The following is a 14,625-nucleotide window of genomic DNA, read 5'->3' as shown; positions in this document are numbered from 1 at the left end:
CTCCCGAGGCTCGGTCGATAGCGGTCTGACCTGCGCTTGTCGGTGTGCGCATAGCCCTTGTGGGTCAACGCGCATCACCTCATTGCTGGCTGGTGTCCTCACCCCGCGCGTGTCACGGTAGTAAGGCCCGTGTGACGCAGCGTGTCCGGAGGAGTGTGCCGAGGTGACTGTCCCGCTGGCGTGGCTGTTCACCGTGCTGTTCGCCTTGCTGGCGCTGCCGTGCGTGCTGCGGCTGGTGAAGCTCGATTACGTCAGCCTCGGCCACCGGGTGCGCAACGGCGACCTCGCCGAACTGCTGCTGGTGGTCGCGATGGTCGCGATGCTGTCCCCGGTCGGCGGCCCGATCCCGGCCGCGGGCTGGCAGGCGGTGCTGGTGCTGACCGCGGGCTGGTTCGCTTTCTCCGCCTGGCGCGGCCGGGCCGAGGGGCACAGCTGCGCACACCACGCGCTGTCGGCGGCGGCGATGCTCTACATGGTCACCGCGATGCCGCACGGGGGCATGGTGCACGGGCCGTGGCTCACGATGTCCACAATGGACGCCAGGCTCGCGTGGCCGGTGGTCGCGATAGGCGCGGCGGCTTACTTCGCGGTGGACGCGGTCCGCTCGGGCGTGGTGGCGATGCAGTCGCGCGGCACGGCGGTGCCTGGGCACGCGTCGCGCACGCTGTGCCGCGCCGCGATGGGCGCGGGCATGGGCGTCATGCTGCTCGCGGCGGTCTGACTCAGCCGATTCGCTGGACTTCGCCGTCCGGCGGGAGTTCGGCCAGCGTCGGCAGCGTGTCCGCGGGATGCGCGGCGACCCACTCGCGAGCCGCGGCGACGTCGCGCCCCAGCGCGTCGATCAGCTCCTGCGCGGAACCGTAAGCCTCCTGGTTCCGCAGGTGCTTGCCGAGCCAGACGGTGAGGCGTTCGCCGTACAGGTCGCCCTCGAAGTCGAGCAGGAAGGCCTCGACCAGCCGGTAGCCGTCGGCTCCGTAGTAGGTCGGGCGGCGGCCGACGGACACGGCGGCGGCCACGCGCGTGCCGTCCGCGCGTTCCGCCCAGCCGGCCCACACCCCGTCGCCGAGTTCGCCGCGCTGGTCGCGCAGCGCGATGTTCGCGGTGGGGAATCCCAGCTCGCGGCCGCGCTTGTCGCCCGGCTCGACTGGCCCGCGCACCACGAAGAAGGTGCCGTCTCGCTCGTCCGCCATGGGACAACCGTATAACGGTCCCGATGCTCAGCGGGGCGTCAGCACTGTGTCGGCCAGCACAGGCGCGTCGGCACGCTCCGGCGCGGTGGTCGTGACCAGCAGACGGCCGTCTTCGCGCCACACGCGCACGCGCAGGTTTTCGCCGGGGAACACGACGCCGGCGAATCTCGTCCCGAATGCCGAGACGCGGCCGGGATCGCCGTCGAGGAACGCGTCGACCACGGCTTTCCCGACCATGCCGAACGTGCACAGCCCGTGCAGGACCGGCCGGTCGAATCCGGCGGCCTTGGCGAACGCCGGGTCGGCGTGCAGCGGGTTGCGGTCGCCGCACAGCCGGTACAAAAGCGCCTGCTGGGGCAGTGTCGCCACGTCGAGCACGGCGTCCGGTTCGCGGGCAGGGACCTCGACCTTGCCCGACGGGCCGCGTTCACCGCCGAAGCCGCCCTCGCCGCGGGCGAAAATGCTGGTCCGGGCTGTCCACAGTGGAGTGCCGGACTCGTCGGCGACCTCGGTCTCCTGCACCAGCACCGCGGCCTTGCCCTTGTCGAAGACGTCGGCGATCCGGGTGCGCGCGACGGCCTTGCCCTCGGGCTCGACCGGCCGGTGCAGTTCGATTTCCTGCTTGCCGATCAGCACTTTCGCCAGGTCGACGTCGACGCCGGGGAACTTCAGCACCGGCGGCTCGAAGGTGCGCAGATTCGCCGCGACGGTGGCGAAGGTCGGCAGCACGCGCAGGTCGCGCTCGTAGGCGTAGCGCAGTTCGCGTTCGTCCAGCGGATCCGCGCCCGCGCCGACGGCCAGGTGGTACAGCAGCACGTCGGAGGCCGTCCAAGCGAAGCTGACCTCGCCGAGATCGGCGCCGATCGCGACCGCGGGGTCGATGGGCACGGGCTCTCCACTCACTCGTAGCTGACGGACACCTCGTCGGTCAACGGTACCGATTGGCAGGCCAGCACGATCCCGTCGGCGATGTCCTCGGCGTCCAGCACCTCGTTGTTCAGCATTTTCACCTCGCCGGAGGTGATGCGGCACGCGCACGCGCTGCACTGGCCCTCGCGGCAGGAGTACGGCGCGTCGAGGCCCTCGGCGAGCAGGTGGTCGAGCAGTTTCCGCTGCCGCGGCCAGGCCAGTTGCCGGGTCTCGCCGTCGAGGTCGACGGTGAGCGCGGTGGTCTCGCCGCCGGTGTCTTCCTCTGGCTCCGGTTCGTCCGCGAAGGGATTCCCGGTGAGCGAGTGGAACTTCTCCACGTGCACGCGTTCCCGCGGCGCACCCAGGTCGCGCAACGCGTCCTGCGCGGCGGCCATGAACGGCGCCGGTCCGCAGAGGAACGCCTCATGCCCGGCGTAAGGCTTGGCCAGCGCCCGCAATGCGGTGACGGCCGGCAAGCCCTGCAAGCTTTCCAGCCAATGCACGACGGTGAGCCGGTCGCCGAACCGCTCGGCCAGTTCGCGCAATTCGGCGGCGAAGATCACCGATTGCTCGTCGCGGTTGGCGTAGACCAGCACCACCTGTCCGTCGCCCTTTTCCAGCGCGGACTTGAGAATCGACATCACCGGCGTGATTCCGCTGCCCGCGGCGAACAACAGGAAATCCGCGTCCAAGGAGGACGGACAGAATACGCCCGTCGGCCGGAGCACGTCGATCGTCGCACCAGCGCGAAGTTCGTCGCAGACCCAATTCGAGCCGTATCCGTCGGCCGTCCGCTTGACCGTGACTTGCACCCGGCCCTCGTGCGGCGCGCTCGAAATCGAATAGCACCGCGCGACGGAACCCGTTTGGTCGCTGGGAATCCGCAGCGTGAGGAATTGCCCGGGGGAGTAGGCGAACCGCTCCAGATGTTCGTCCGGGACAGTGAACACAATGGACCGGGCGTCCGCGGTTTCCTCGATCACCTCGGCGACGGTGAGCGTGACGACGTCAGTCATTGCGCACCTGCCCGAAATTGCCGTCGCGGACCGCGCTGTCGATGCTGTCCGCGAGTTTCCCGCAAGTGTCCAGCAACGCGGTGTTGCCGCCGGAAGCGGCGTGCGCGGCGAACACCGGACAGCTGGTCGCGGCGTCGGCGGTCCACTGGATGCTGGTGTGCTTCAGGCTGTTTTTCTTGACCAGCACACAGGTTCCGCAGCTGCGGCATTCGTGTGGCCGCAGTCCGGAGGTGAGGAATTCGGTCGCTTCGGCCGTCACACCCCAGCCTCCTCCGACTGAGCCGCCGCCTCGGCCTCCGCCCGCTGCCGGGCCAGGTTTTCCTGCACCTCGGCCGCCCACACCTCGTTCGCTTTCGTGGTGTCCACTTCGAACTCGAACCGGCGCGTCATGTCCTCGGTGACGTCCGCGGCGTCCACGTAGAACTGGTCGTACCAGCGGCGCAGCTGGTAGACCGGGCCGTCCTCCTCGCACAGCAGCGGATTGTCGATCTTGGTCTTGTTCTTCCAGATCTCCACGTCCTGGAGGAACCCGACGCCGATGCCCTTGGCCAGCTTCGCGGCGATCTTGTCCGCGTGCTCGTCGGAAATGCCCGGCATCTTCTTGACCATGATGCCCCATTGCAGCACGAACGAGGTCGGCGAAACCGGATAGTGGCAGTTGATCAGCACGTTCTCGATTTCGAAGCCCTGGAAGGAGTTCACCAGCCAGTTGATCATGTAGGAGGGGCCGAAGTACGACGCCTCCGAGCGCAGCAGGTTCTCCTCGCCGCCGTAATTGGACGCCATGCCCATGTCCGGGCGGCCCTTGGTGTTGAGGTACTGGGTGGCGATGTGGCCCTCGAACACGTTCTTGAAATACGTGGGGAAGGCGTAGTGGATGTAAAAGAAGTGCGCCATGTCCACCACGTTGTCGATGATCTCGCGGCAGTTGGCGTTCTCGATGAGGATCGAGTCCCAGGTCCAGTTGCTCCACTCGTCGCTGAACGCGCCCTCGACGCGCGGGATCACGACGTTCTCCGGCGGCGGATTGCCCTCCGGGTCGTGCCAGACGAACAGCTGCTTGTTCTCCTCCAGCACCTGCCACGCCCGGGTGCGCGCCCGCAGCGGGACCCGTTTGGCGTACGGGATCGACTTGCACTTGCCGTTGCCGTCCCAGCGCCAGTCGTGGAACGGGCACGCGATCTCGTCGCCCTTCACCGAACCCTGGGTGAGGTCGCCGCCCATGTGCCGGCAGTACCCGTCGAGCACGTTCAGCTTGCCCGCGGTGTCCGCGAACACGACGAGCTTCGTGCCGAACGCCTGCACCGCGTGCGGTTTGCCGTCGCGGAAGCTGTCGGCGAGCCCGAGGCAGTGCCACCCGCGGGCATACCGCGCAGGGGGCGCCCCCGCGTCGATCGTGCGGATCTCGGATCCATCGGTCTTCGGCGTCACTGCCTGCCTCCCGTGCCGGTCTGATCTTCGTTCGCCAGCGCCTGTGCCGCAAGGTAGCCGAACACCATCGCCGGGCCGATGGTCGCGCCCGGCCCGGCGTAGGTCCGGCCCATCACCGGCGCGCTGGTGTTGCCCGCCGCGTAGAGGCCGGACACGACCGTGCCGTCCTCGCGCAGGACGCGGGCGTTCTCGTCAATCCGCAGCCCGCCCTTGGTGCCCAGGTCGCCGGGCACCACGCGGACCGCGTAGTACGGGGCCTTGGCGAGTTCGCCGAGGCTCGGGTTGGGGCGGTTGCGCGGGTCGCCGTAGTAGTGGTCGTAGGCGCTGAGCCCGCGCTGGAAGTCGTCGTCGACGCCCTTGCGCGCGAAGCCGTTGAACCGCGTGACGGTCTGCTCCAGCGCGTCGGCGGGCACGTCGATCTTCTCGGCGAGCCCGGCCAGCGTCGCGGACTTCGCCACGATCCCGGCCTTGTACCAGCGCCCGGGCAGCGGCTGCCGCGGGCCGAGGCCGGTGAACAGGTAGCGGTCGCGGTAGCGCTGGTCGAACACCAGCCACGCGGGGACGTGCTTGCCGGGGCCGTCGCCGTCGCCGTACATCGCGTGCACAGCCTCGACGTACGGCGCGGATTCGTTCACAAACCGCGTGCCCGCGGCGTCGACCATCAGGCAGCCTGGCCGCGAGCGCTCGGCGAGCGCGAACCACGGGCCGCCGGTGAGCGGGAACGACGGGCCCCACCAGGCGTCGTCCATCAGGTCGGTCGCCGCGCCGAGCTTGAGCCCGGCGTTGATGCCGTCGCCGGTGTTCGCCTCCGCTCCGACGGTCCATTCGGTGCCGATCGGCGCGCGCTGGTACTTGGTGCGCATCTCTTCGTTGTGCTCGAAACCGCCGCAGGCGAGCACCACGCCGCGGCGCGCGCGGAACAGTGTTTCGACCCCGTCGCGGCGGGCCACGATGCCGGTGACGACGTCGTTTTCCACCCGCAGGTCGACCAGCGGCGTGTCGAGCAGCACCTCGACGCCCGCGTCTCGCAGCCCCTTCCGCAGCCCGGCCGCAAGCGCTTGCCCCATGGACAGCAGTTGTTGTCCGCGGACGCGTCCGACCAGCCATTTCATCCCGAGCGACAGCATCCGGGCGAAGCCGCGCGGATGCCGGGCGATCAGGCTCAGCCAGCGATAGTCCGACTGGGTGATCGGCACGCCGAGCGGGGGCGCGCTGTATGGCGGCTCGAGGTCGGCCAGGTCGCTGCCGAGCAGTTTGCCGTCGAGCGGCTTCGGCTCCACCGACCGGCCGCCGGGACGTCCGCCGGGCGCCTCGGGGTGGTAGTCGCTGTAGCCCGGCACCCACTTGAACTCCAGCGGCGTGTTCCGGGTGACGAACTCCAGCACCTCGGGGCCGTGGTCGAGGAAGGTCGTGCGCAGGTGCTCCGGGACGACGTCGCCGACGATCGATTCCAGGTACTGCCTCGCGCGTTCGGGTGGTTCTTCGATGCCCGCGGCCCGCAGCGCGTGGTTGCCGGGCAGCCAGACGCCGCCGCCGGAGCGGGCGGTCGAACCGCCGAAGCGGGCTGCCTTTTCCAGCACCACCACGGAAAGCCCGCGACGGGCGGCGGCGAGCGCGGCGGTCATCCCGGCGGCGCCGCTGCCGGCCACCACCACGTCGTACTCGTCCGACATGCCACCTCACATGTAACGTGTTATCGGCTAAAGCTGGCCTGCTCGGGGCCACTTCCGTCACCATAGACGAGAACGTGTTCCAGTTCTAGGGTGGCGGACTATGGACGAGCTCGGGGCGGACGTCGTGATCATCGGAGCCGGCGCGGCCGGCGTGTGCGCGGCCATCGAAGCGGCCGACGCGGGCGCTGAGGTGCTGCTCGTCGACCGGTTCTCCGGCGGCGGGGCCAGTCGCGTGAGCGGCGGCGTGGTCTACGCCGGGGGAGGGACGCCGCAGCAACGCGCCGCCGGCGTCGAGGACAGCGTGGACGCGATGTACGCGTACCTGCGGATGGAAACCGGCGACGTCGTGTCGGAGCGGACGTTGCGGCGGTTCTGCGAGGAAAGCGTCGACATGGTCGCGTGGCTGGAGCGCCAAGGTGTGCCTTTCGAAGGCAGCATGTGCGACTACAAGACGTCGTATCCCAGCAACAAGCACTATCTGTACTACTCCGGCAGCGAACTGTCCGGCGGCTTCCGCGACGTGGCGAAACCCGCGCCGCGCGGACACCGGGTCAAGGGGCCGGGCACGTCCGGGAAGCTGCTGATGAAGCAGTTGCTGGCGGCGGCTCGCGGGCGCGGCGTGAAGGTGCTGCCGCAGACGCAGGCGATGAACCTGGTCACCGACGACTCGGGCACGGTCACCGGGGTGCTCACGCACACTTTGCGGGACGCGCCTTCGTGGGTGCGGGCGCGGCATGCGCGGCTCGCGGATTGGGCGGCGAAGCCGGGCATCTACGTGCCCGCGATGCGCCGGTCGCTGCACCAGCGGGTGGAGCGGATCGAGCGCAAGCACGCGCGTGAGCTGCGGATCAGCGCGCGCCGGGGCGTCGTGCTGTCGGCGGGCGGGTTCATCGTGAACCGGGCGATGGTGCGCGAGCACGCGCCCGCGTACCGCGGCGGCCTCGATCTCGGGACCTCGGCCGACGACGGGTCCGGCATCCGGATGGGCGTCGAGGCCGGCGGGCGCACGGCGGAGCTGGACCGGGTGTCGGCGTGGCGGTTCCTGACGCCGCCGTCGGCGTTTCTCGGCGGCCTGCTGGTGGGCGCGGACGGCCGCCGGATCATCGACGAATCCCGTTACGGCGCGGCGATCGGCGAGCGCATGATCGCCGAGCACGGCGGCCGCGGCTGGCTGCTGGTCGACGAGCCGATCGTCGCCGAAGCCCGGCGCGACGGGCGAAAACAAGGCCAATGGTTCGCGACGCTGCAACTGCGCTATCTGCTCGGCAAGGGCCGGGTGACCGCCGGGACGATCGAGGAAGTGGCCGCGCGGGCCGGGATCGACCCGGCCGGGCTGACGGCGACCTATGCCGAGTATCAGCGCGGTCCGGATCCGGCGGGCAAACCGGAGGACTTCGCGCGGCCCTTGGACACGCCGCCGTACTCGCTGATCGACGTGTCGGTGAAACCCAACCTCGGCTATCCGTGCCCGATGCTGACGCTGGGCGGCTTGGTGGTCGACGAGGACACCGGTGCGGTGGCTGGCGTGCGCGGTCTTTACGCCGCCGGGCGCACCGCGGTGGGAATCTGTTCCAGGTCGTATGTGAGCGGGCTTTCGCTGGCTGACTGCGTGTTTTCCGGCCGCCGGGCAGGGTTGCACGGCGCTCGCGGGGTGGACCGCGTCGACAAAAACGAGAACGTGTTCTAGTCTTGAGCGTGTCGAGCGAGAGAGGACGGCCGATGAGCGAGCTGGCTGCCGTGATCGCGGGGGTGCGCGACCTGCTTCCCGTGCTGCGGGAACGCGCACAGGAGACCGAGGATGCCCGTCGGATCCCCGCCGAATCCGTGAAAGCGCTGCAGGAGACCGGATTTTTCCGCCTGCTGCAACCGAAACCGTACGGCGGCTTGGAAGCCGACCCGGTCACCTTCTACACCGCGGTCAAGCTCATCGCGAGCGCCTGCGGGTCCACCGGATGGGTCGCGTCGATTCTCGGCGTGCACCCGTGGCACGTCGCGTTGTTCGACGCGCAAGCCCAGGCGGACGTGTGGGGCGAAGACCACGACGTGCGGATTTCTTCTTCGTACGCGCCGATGGGCAAGGCGACCGTGGTCGAGGGCGGCTACCGGCTGTCCGGGCGGTGGAGCTTCTCGTCCGGAAGCGACCACTGCACGTGGGTGCTGCTGGGCGGGCCCGCGTTCGCCGACGGCAAGCCGGTGGACTTCTGCACGTATCTCGTGCCGATCTCGGACTACTCCATTGTGGACGTCTGGGACACGGTCGGGCTGCGCGGCACCGGGTCCAACGACATCGTCGTCGAGGACGTGTTCGTGCCGAAGCACCGCGCGCTGAGCTTCATGGCGACGTCGAAGTGCAAGACCCCGGGCCAGGAAGTCAACCCGGGCCCGCTGTACCGGCTGCCGTACGGTTCCGTGCACCCGAGCACCATCACCGCGCCGATCATCGGGATGGCCCAGGGCGCGTACGACGCGCACGTCGAGCACCAGGGCAAGCGGGTGCGGGCGGCGTACGCGGGCGAACAGTCCAAAGAGGACCCGTTCTCGAAGGTGCGGATCGCCGAGGCGGGCAGCGAGATCGACGCGGCCTGGCTGCAGCTGACGCACAACATCGACGAGCTGTACCAGCTGGCCTGCAAGGGCGAGAAGCTGCCGTTCAGCACGCGGCTGCGGGTGCGCCGGGACCAGGTGCGCGGCACCGAGCGGGCGATCTCCGCGATCGACCGGCTTTTCGAGAACTCCGGCGGCCGCGCGTTGCAGCGGGGCACGCCGATCCAGCGCTTCTGGCGAGACGCGCACGCGGGCCGGGTGCACGCGGCGAACGACGCCGAGCGCGCGTACGTCATGTTCGGCACCGGCGAGTTCGGTTTGCCCGTCGAGAATGCGATGGTCTGATGGCTCCCGAAGGTTCCTATGCAGACACTGCGGGCGGCATTCGCCTGCACTACCACGAATCCGGCGCGGAGAACGCCGAGACGGTGCTGCTGCTGCACGGCGGCGGCCCGGGCGCCTCGGCGTGGAGCAACTTCGGCCGGAACCTGCCGGTGTTCGGAAAGTCTTACCGGACACTGGCGATCGACCAGCCGGGGTTCGGCCGGTCCGACAAGCCGACGGACCACCCGCAGTACTTCCGGCACAGCTCGGACGCGGTCGTCGGCCTGATGGACCGGCTCGGCATCGAAAAGGCGCACCTCGTCGGCAATTCGCTCGGCGCGGGTGCGGCGGTGCGGCTCGCGCTGAACCATCCGGGCCGCGCGGGACGGCTGGTGCTGATGGGCGCGGGCGGGTTGAGCGTCAACCTGTTCGCCCCGGACCCGACCGAAGGCGTGCGGCTGCTGTCCAAGTTCGCCGGGGATCCGACGCGGGAGCGGATGGAAGCGTTCCTCCGGATCATGGTGCACGATCAGGCTCTGGTGACCGACGAGCTGATCGACGAACGGTTCGAGATCGCGCGTTCGCCGGAGTCGCTCGCCGCGATGCGGGCGATGGGCAAGTCGTTCAGCCTGCCGGACTCCTTCGAGGAAGGCATGTTGTGGCGCGAGGCTTACCGCCTGCGGCAACGGGTCTTGCTCGTGTGGGGCCGGGAGGACCGGGTCAACCCGCTCGACGGCGCGCTGCTGGCGTTGAAGACGATCCCGCGCGCGCAACTGCACGTGTTCGGCGGCTGCGGGCACTGGGCGCAGCTGGAGAAGTTCGACGAGTTCAACCGACTCGCCCTCGACTTCCTCGGGAGTTCGTGATGGCTATCCGTTCGCTGGGATATCTGCGCATCGAAGCCACGGACATGGACGCCTGGCGCGTCTACGGGCTGAAGGTGCTCGGCATGGTGGAGGGTTCGGGTTCCGATCCGAACGCGCTCTACCTGCGCATGGACGATTTCCCGGCGCGATTGGTGATCGTGCCGGGGGAAAAGGACCGCCTGGCGGTAGCGGGCTGGGAAGCGGCCGACGCCGCGGAACTGGACGACGTCCGCGCCCGGCTCGACGCGGCTTCGGTGCCGTACAAGGAAGGCACGCCCGAGGAGCTGGCTGACCGCCGGGTGGCGGAGATGATCAGCTTCGCCGATCCGTCCGGCAACACCCTGGAGGTGTTCCACGGGGTCGCGTTGCAGCACCGGCGGGTGGTGAGCCCGTACGGCCATCGGTTCGTGACCGGCGAGCAGGGCCTCGGCCACGTGGTTTTGTCGACCCACGACGACGAGGCCGCGCTGCGGTTCTACCGGGACGTGCTGGGCTTCCGGCTCCGCGACTCGATGCGCCTCCCGCCGCAGATGGTCGGCCGCCCCGCCGACGGCGACCCGGCGTGGCTGCGGTTCTTCGGCTGCAATCCGCGCCACCACAGCCTGGCGTTCCTGCCGATGCCGACGCCGAGCGGGATCGTGCACCTGATGGTGGAGGTCGAGGAGACCGACGACGTCGGGTTGTGCCTGGACCGCGCGAAGCGCAAGAACGTCCCGATGTCGGCGACGCTGGGCAGGCACGTGAACGACCTGATGCTGTCGTTCTACATGAAGACCCCGGGCGGCTTCGACGTCGAGTTCGGCTGCGAGGGCCGTCAGGTCGAGGACGAGGACTGGATCGCTCGCGAGAGCACCGCGGTTTCGTTGTGGGGCCACGACTTCTCCGTGGGCGCGCAATGACAGCCGCCGTCTCCGGCGCCGTGCCGGACCGGTTTCGCGAGGTGCTGGGCCACTTCTGCACCGGGGTGACCGTGGTGACCGGCTACGTCGAGGATTCCTCGGCGGTCGCGCCGACCGGACCGGTGGGTTTCGCCTGCCAGTCCTTCGCCGCGTTGTCGCTGGACCCGCCGCTGGTGCTGTTCTGCGTCGCCCGGACGTCGCGCACCTGGCCCGCGCTGGCCGCGGCGGGCACGTTCGCGGTGAACGTGCTCGCCGAAGACCAGCAGGCGCTCTGCGCCGAGTTCGGCCGGCGAGGCGGCGACAAGTTCTCCGGCGTGACCTGGCGGCCCGCGCCGTCGGGCGCGCCGCTGCTGGACGGGGCGCTGACCTGGGTGGACTGCGAGGTGCAGGCAGTCCACCCGGCCGGGGACCACTACGTGGTGGTCGGCCGCGTGACCGCACTGGGCGAGACGTCCGACGCCCGCCCGCTGCTGTTCCACCGCGGCCAGTACACGGTCACCGAACCGGTGCCGGACGCGCTCACCGCGCTGATGCCCTGGCCCCGTCCGGACGACTGGCTCTGACTCCCTCGTGAGCGGCGATCACGGTTCTAACCGTGATCGCCGCTCACGAGGTTTATTTCCAGCGGAAGTGCACGAACACCCGCCCGAAGTTGTCTTTGTCCTTCTCGACGCGGTGGTAGAGCGCCTTCACGTCCTTGCGCTCCAGGAACCGCAGCACGTGCTTCTTCAGCTGCCCTGACCCCTTGCCCGGGATGATCTCCACGAGCGGCGCCTTCTTCGCGACCGCCTCGTCGATGACCGCGCGCAGTGCCCGGTCGATCTCCCCGCCGCGGTTGTAGATGTCGTGAAGATCGAGCTTGAGCTTCATAGGTCCTTCCTACCCCACGCATTCATAGTCGACATCGACTACTCTTCTGCGTATAGTCGATCCTGACTAAGGAGCTGTGGTGAAGCGACGCGTGGTGGGGAATCCGCTCGGGCTGGCCGTGCTGGCGGGCTTGCTCGAGGAGCCGATGCATCCGTACGAGATGGCGCGGCGGCTCGTGGAGTACGGCAAGGAGCGGGATTTCAAGTACACCCGCAGCTCGCTGTACATGGTGGTCGGGCAGCTGGAGAAGGCCGGGTTCATCGCGGCGCAGGAGACGCTGCGCGATTCGGCGCGTCCGGAGCGGACGGTCTACGCCATCACGCCTACCGGGCGGCTCGAGCTGTTCGACTGGATGCGCGAGCTCGTCGCCGAGCCGGCCACCGAGTATCCGCTGTTCGGGGCGGCGTTGTCGCTGTTCGTCGTGCTGCCCGTGGACGAACTGCTCGAGCTGCTCCAGCAGCGGCTCGTCGCGCTCGCCGCGATCGCGGACGACATCCGCGCGACGATCGACGCGGGGCGGGAGCAGGGGCTCGCCTGGTGGTTCCTGGTCGAGGAGGACTACCGGCTGACGAAGGTCGAGGCGGAGCGCGGCTTCGTCGAACGGCTCGCCGAGTCGGTCGCCGGGGAGGACTACCGGCAGGCGTGGGAAACCTATTTCAAGGGGAGAACATGAACGTATCAGTGATCGGCGGCGGCATCGCCGGTGCGGCCACCGCGATGGCGTTGCAGCGCGCGGGAATCGAAGCCACTGTCTACGAGGCTTATCCGAAGGCGGCGGACGGAGTCGGCAGCGCGCTGACGCTGTCTCCCAACGGCCGCAACGCTTTGCGGCAGATCGGCGCCGACGACGCGGTGGCCGCGGTCGGCATCGAAGTGCCCGGGATGGTGATGCAGAACCACAAAGGCCGCGTGGTCGGCAGATTCGACGGACTGCCGGACCTGCCGCCGAGCCTGCTGCTGCGCCGGGACCGGCTGTACCGCGCGCTGATGGACGAAGCATTGAGCCGGGGGATCACCGCCGAATTCGGCAAACGGCTGAAGTCCGTCGAGAACAAAGCGGACCAGGCGATCGCGCACTTCGCGGACGGTTCTTCCGCGGCAGGCGACGTGCTGATCGGAGCGGACGGCATCCGGTCGGCAGTCCGGTCCGCTTTGGACCCAGCGGCTGCCGCTCCGCGCTACACCGGACTGCTCGGCCTCGGCGGCTGGATCCGCAACCCCGGCCTGCCGGTCACCGGGAACTGCCAGCACTTCGCCTTCGGCAAGCGGGCGTTCTTCGGCTACTTCATCGACGCGGACGAGATTCTCTGGTTCAGCAACGTCCCCGCCGCCGACCCGGCCGAGGCGAAAACCGCGCCGCCGCAACACTGGCTCTCGGTGCTGCGCGAACGGCACGCGGACGACGTCCCGGCGCGGGACATCATCGCCCTGCTGAAGCCGGAAGACGTTGGCCGGCCAGGAATCCTGGAGGACATCCCGACGGTGCGGACGTGGCATCGCGGCCGGGTCGTCCTGGTCGGAGACGCCGCGCATCCGACGTCGCCGAGTTCCGGGCAGGGAGCGTCGCAGGCGGTCGAGAGTTCGCTCGAACTGGCCCGCGCGCTGCGGGACGCTCCTGACGTGGCAACGGCTTTCGCCCAGTACGAGGCGGCCCGGCGGGAACGGGTCGAACGGATCATCGCGCGAGCGGCGAAGATCAACAACGACAAGGCGGCGGGGCCGGTCGCGCGGATCATGCGCGACTTGCTGATGCCCGTGATGATGAAGACGGCGATGAGCCCGGAGAAGATGTTCGGCGACGTGCACCGGCACCGGGTCGAGTTCGCGGCTTCGTCCGTCCCGGCTTAGCGGGTCAGCCGAGGGTCTGCCACCATCCGTCCACCGGCGGCGGGGCGGACGCGTCGACGCGCTGACCCGGCTTCGGGATCGCGAGCGGGAGGTCGCTGGCCTTCGCCTCCCGCCACACCCGGTCCGCTGGATCCGACCAGGTGTGCATGGCCAGCGTGAACGTCGCCCAGTGCACCGGGATCAGCAGCCCGCCGCGCACGTCCAGATGGGCGGCGACGCCTTCCTCCGGTGTCATGTGGATGTCCGGCCAGTGCGGGGCGTACGCGCCGACCTGGATCAGCGTCGCGTCGAACGGGCCGTACTTCGCGCCGATCTCGGCGAAACCGGCGAAATATCCGGTGTCGCCGCTGTAGTAGACGCGATGCGCCGGACCGGCGATCACCCACGACGCCCACAGCGTGCTGTCGTTCGCGAGGCCGCGGCCGGAAAAATGCTGCGCCGGCGTGGCGACGAACCGGATCCCGGCCACGAGGGCGTCCTCGTGCCAGTCGAGTTCGATGATCCGCGCGGCCGGGACGTGCCACCGTTCGAGGTGCGCGCCGACGCCGAGCGGGACGAGAAACGGCGCGTCGGTCAGCGAGATCAATGCCTGGACGGTGGGCAGGTCCAGGTGGTCATAGTGGTCGTGGGAGATCACGATCGCGTCCAGTTCGCCCAGCTCCCGCAGCGAAACCGGGGGAGCGTGCAACCGCCGCGGCCCGGCGAACGCGGCGGGCGAAACCCGGTCGCCCCATACCGGATCGCACAGCACGCGGGCGCCGTCGATCTCCACCAGCGTCGACGCATGTCCGTACCAGGTAAGGAAAAGACCGTCGGCGGAGGAGGCGGCGGGCGAGGAGATCAGCGGGATCGCGCCGCCCGGTCGGCGGAGGGCGCGGTCCTCGCCGAACAGGAACTCGCGCACGAGCCCGCCGGGGGAGGAGGGCGTCGCACGAGTGGCGGCGGCGTTGTGGAAGACGCCGCCGGCGTACTGCGGAGACCGGCGCATCCGCTCAGCACGAGCTCCGGCGGCCTTCGCGCCGAACGCCGCCGGAGTCAATGCTTGGAAGCTCATG

General features: G+C 69.5%; 16 protein-coding genes. 8 read left to right on the top strand and 8 right to left on the bottom strand.

Going from position 1 to position 14,625, the window contains the following annotated elements; translation table 11 throughout:
- Positions 1-163 precede the first annotated feature (163 nt).
- A complete protein-coding gene (locus H4281_RS10735; RefSeq protein ID WP_182890716.1) occupies positions 164-721 on the top strand; it encodes a DUF5134 domain-containing protein in 558 nt (185 codons plus the stop codon).
- Between the two features lies 1 nt (position 722).
- On the opposite strand, the gene H4281_RS10730 is transcribed toward H4281_RS10735, so the two are convergent.
- From H4281_RS10730 to kstD, 6 genes are read right to left on the bottom strand one after another with little or no spacing between them, the layout of a single operon-like run.
- Positions 723-1,190: a riboflavin kinase gene (locus tag H4281_RS10730; RefSeq protein WP_182890715.1), complete on the bottom strand. Its 468-nt coding sequence runs from the start codon at positions 1,188-1,190 to the stop codon at positions 723-725.
- 27 nt (positions 1,191-1,217) lie between these two features.
- Entirely contained in the window at positions 1,218-2,078 is an 861-nt protein-coding gene (gene chsH3 / locus H4281_RS10725; protein WP_182890714.1) for an enoyl-CoA hydratase ChsH3, read from the bottom strand.
- An 11-nt stretch (positions 2,079-2,089) separates the two neighbouring features.
- Positions 2,090-3,115 carry a ferredoxin--NADP reductase gene (locus H4281_RS10720; protein WP_182890713.1) on the bottom strand — a complete coding sequence of 342 codons (1,026 nt, stop codon included), beginning with the start codon at positions 3,113-3,115 and terminating at the stop codon, positions 2,090-2,092.
- Positions 3,108-3,374 (bottom strand): hypothetical protein, encoded by a 267-nt coding sequence (locus H4281_RS10715; protein ID WP_182890712.1) that lies wholly within the window; start codon positions 3,372-3,374, stop codon positions 3,108-3,110. Before H4281_RS10715 ends, H4281_RS10720 begins: the two co-directional genes overlap by 8 nt.
- A complete protein-coding gene (locus tag H4281_RS10710) occupies positions 3,371-4,546 on the bottom strand; it encodes a 3-ketosteroid-9-alpha-monooxygenase, oxygenase component (RefSeq protein ID WP_182890711.1) in 1,176 nt (391 codons plus the stop codon). The genes H4281_RS10715 and H4281_RS10710 overlap by 4 nt, the downstream gene beginning before the upstream one ends.
- Entirely contained in the window at positions 4,543-6,219 is a 1,677-nt protein-coding gene (kstD, locus tag H4281_RS10705) for a 3-oxosteroid 1-dehydrogenase (RefSeq protein ID WP_182890710.1), read from the bottom strand. The genes H4281_RS10710 and kstD overlap by 4 nt, the downstream gene beginning before the upstream one ends.
- A gap of 100 nt (positions 6,220-6,319) precedes the next feature.
- On the opposite strand from kstD, the gene H4281_RS10700 reads away from it, so the two are divergent.
- The 5 genes from H4281_RS10700 to hsaB are packed head-to-tail and all read left to right on the top strand — an operon-like array spanning position 6,320 to position 11,415.
- Positions 6,320-7,906 (top strand): FAD-binding protein, encoded by a 1,587-nt coding sequence (locus H4281_RS10700; protein WP_182890709.1) that lies wholly within the window; start codon positions 6,320-6,322, stop codon positions 7,904-7,906.
- 32 nt (positions 7,907-7,938) lie between these two features.
- Entirely contained in the window at positions 7,939-9,108 is a 1,170-nt protein-coding gene (gene hsaA, locus H4281_RS10695; protein WP_043829213.1) for a 3-hydroxy-9,10-secoandrosta-1,3,5(10)-triene-9,17-dione monooxygenase oxygenase subunit, read from the top strand.
- Positions 9,108-9,953: a 4,5:9,10-diseco-3-hydroxy-5,9,17-trioxoandrosta-1(10),2-diene-4-oate hydrolase gene (gene hsaD, locus H4281_RS10690; protein ID WP_182890708.1), complete on the top strand. Its 846-nt coding sequence runs from the start codon at positions 9,108-9,110 to the stop codon at positions 9,951-9,953. Before hsaA ends, hsaD begins: the two co-directional genes overlap by 1 nt.
- On the top strand, positions 9,953-10,852 hold the full coding sequence (hsaC, locus tag H4281_RS10685) for an iron-dependent extradiol dioxygenase HsaC (RefSeq protein WP_182890707.1): 900 nt from the start codon (positions 9,953-9,955) through the stop codon (positions 10,850-10,852). Before hsaD ends, hsaC begins: the two co-directional genes overlap by 1 nt.
- Positions 10,849-11,415 carry a 3-hydroxy-9,10-secoandrosta-1,3,5(10)-triene-9,17-dione monooxygenase reductase subunit gene (gene hsaB, locus H4281_RS10680; protein WP_182890706.1) on the top strand — a complete coding sequence of 189 codons (567 nt, stop codon included), beginning with the start codon at positions 10,849-10,851 and terminating at the stop codon, positions 11,413-11,415. The genes hsaC and hsaB overlap by 4 nt, the downstream gene beginning before the upstream one ends.
- A gap of 52 nt (positions 11,416-11,467) precedes the next feature.
- On the opposite strand, the gene H4281_RS10675 is transcribed toward hsaB, so the two are convergent.
- Positions 11,468-11,722, bottom strand: coding sequence for a Smr/MutS family protein (locus H4281_RS10675; protein WP_009075408.1), 255 nt, complete (start codon positions 11,720-11,722; stop codon positions 11,468-11,470).
- 79 nt (positions 11,723-11,801) lie between these two features.
- Between H4281_RS10675 and H4281_RS10670 the strand changes: the two genes are divergently transcribed.
- Both H4281_RS10670 and H4281_RS10665 read left to right on the top strand, forming a co-directional pair.
- A complete protein-coding gene (locus tag H4281_RS10670) occupies positions 11,802-12,395 on the top strand; it encodes a PadR family transcriptional regulator (RefSeq protein ID WP_312872088.1) in 594 nt (197 codons plus the stop codon).
- A complete protein-coding gene (locus H4281_RS10665) occupies positions 12,392-13,570 on the top strand; it encodes an FAD-dependent oxidoreductase (RefSeq protein WP_182890704.1) in 1,179 nt (392 codons plus the stop codon). The genes H4281_RS10670 and H4281_RS10665 overlap by 4 nt, the downstream gene beginning before the upstream one ends.
- 4 nt (positions 13,571-13,574) lie before the next feature.
- On the opposite strand, the gene H4281_RS10660 is transcribed toward H4281_RS10665, so the two are convergent.
- Positions 13,575-14,624, bottom strand: a complete 1,050-nt coding sequence (locus tag H4281_RS10660) for an MBL fold metallo-hydrolase (RefSeq protein WP_182890703.1) — start codon at positions 14,622-14,624, stop codon at positions 13,575-13,577.
- Between the last annotated feature and the right edge of the window lies 1 nt (position 14,625).

Origin of the sequence: Amycolatopsis dendrobii, assembly GCF_014145675.1 — a bacterium.
Classification (GTDB): Bacteria; Actinomycetota; Actinomycetes; order Mycobacteriales; family Pseudonocardiaceae; genus Amycolatopsis; species Amycolatopsis dendrobii.
Note: the sequence above shows the minus strand (reverse complement) of the source record. Positions and strands in the feature narration are given on the sequence as shown.

Bases quoted from the DNA above. Each gene is read 5' to 3' on its own strand.
- H4281_RS10700 (WP_182890709.1), top strand. From the start codon at position 6,320: ATGGACGAGCTCGGGGCGGACGTCGTGATCATCGGAGCCGGCGCGGCC.
- H4281_RS10665 (WP_182890704.1), top strand. From the start codon at position 12,392: ATGAACGTATCAGTGATCGGCGGCGGCATCGCCGGTGCGGCCACCGCG.
- hsaC (WP_182890707.1), top strand. From the start codon at position 9,953: ATGGCTATCCGTTCGCTGGGATATCTGCGCATCGAAGCCACGGACATG.
- hsaA (WP_043829213.1), top strand. From the start codon at position 7,939: ATGAGCGAGCTGGCTGCCGTGATCGCGGGGGTGCGCGACCTGCTTCCC.
- H4281_RS10720 (WP_182890713.1), bottom strand. From the start codon at position 3,115: ATGACTGACGTCGTCACGCTCACCGTCGCCGAGGTGATCGAGGAAACC.
- hsaD (WP_182890708.1), top strand. From the start codon at position 9,108: ATGGCTCCCGAAGGTTCCTATGCAGACACTGCGGGCGGCATTCGCCTG.
- H4281_RS10660 (WP_182890703.1), bottom strand. From the start codon at position 14,624: ATGAGCTTCCAAGCATTGACTCCGGCGGCGTTCGGCGCGAAGGCCGCC.
- kstD (WP_182890710.1), bottom strand. From the start codon at position 6,219: ATGTCGGACGAGTACGACGTGGTGGTGGCCGGCAGCGGCGCCGCCGGG.
- H4281_RS10675 (WP_009075408.1), bottom strand. From the start codon at position 11,722: ATGAAGCTCAAGCTCGATCTTCACGACATCTACAACCGCGGCGGGGAG.
- hsaB (WP_182890706.1), top strand. From the start codon at position 10,849: ATGACAGCCGCCGTCTCCGGCGCCGTGCCGGACCGGTTTCGCGAGGTG.
- H4281_RS10730 (WP_182890715.1), bottom strand. From the start codon at position 1,190: ATGGCGGACGAGCGAGACGGCACCTTCTTCGTGGTGCGCGGGCCAGTC.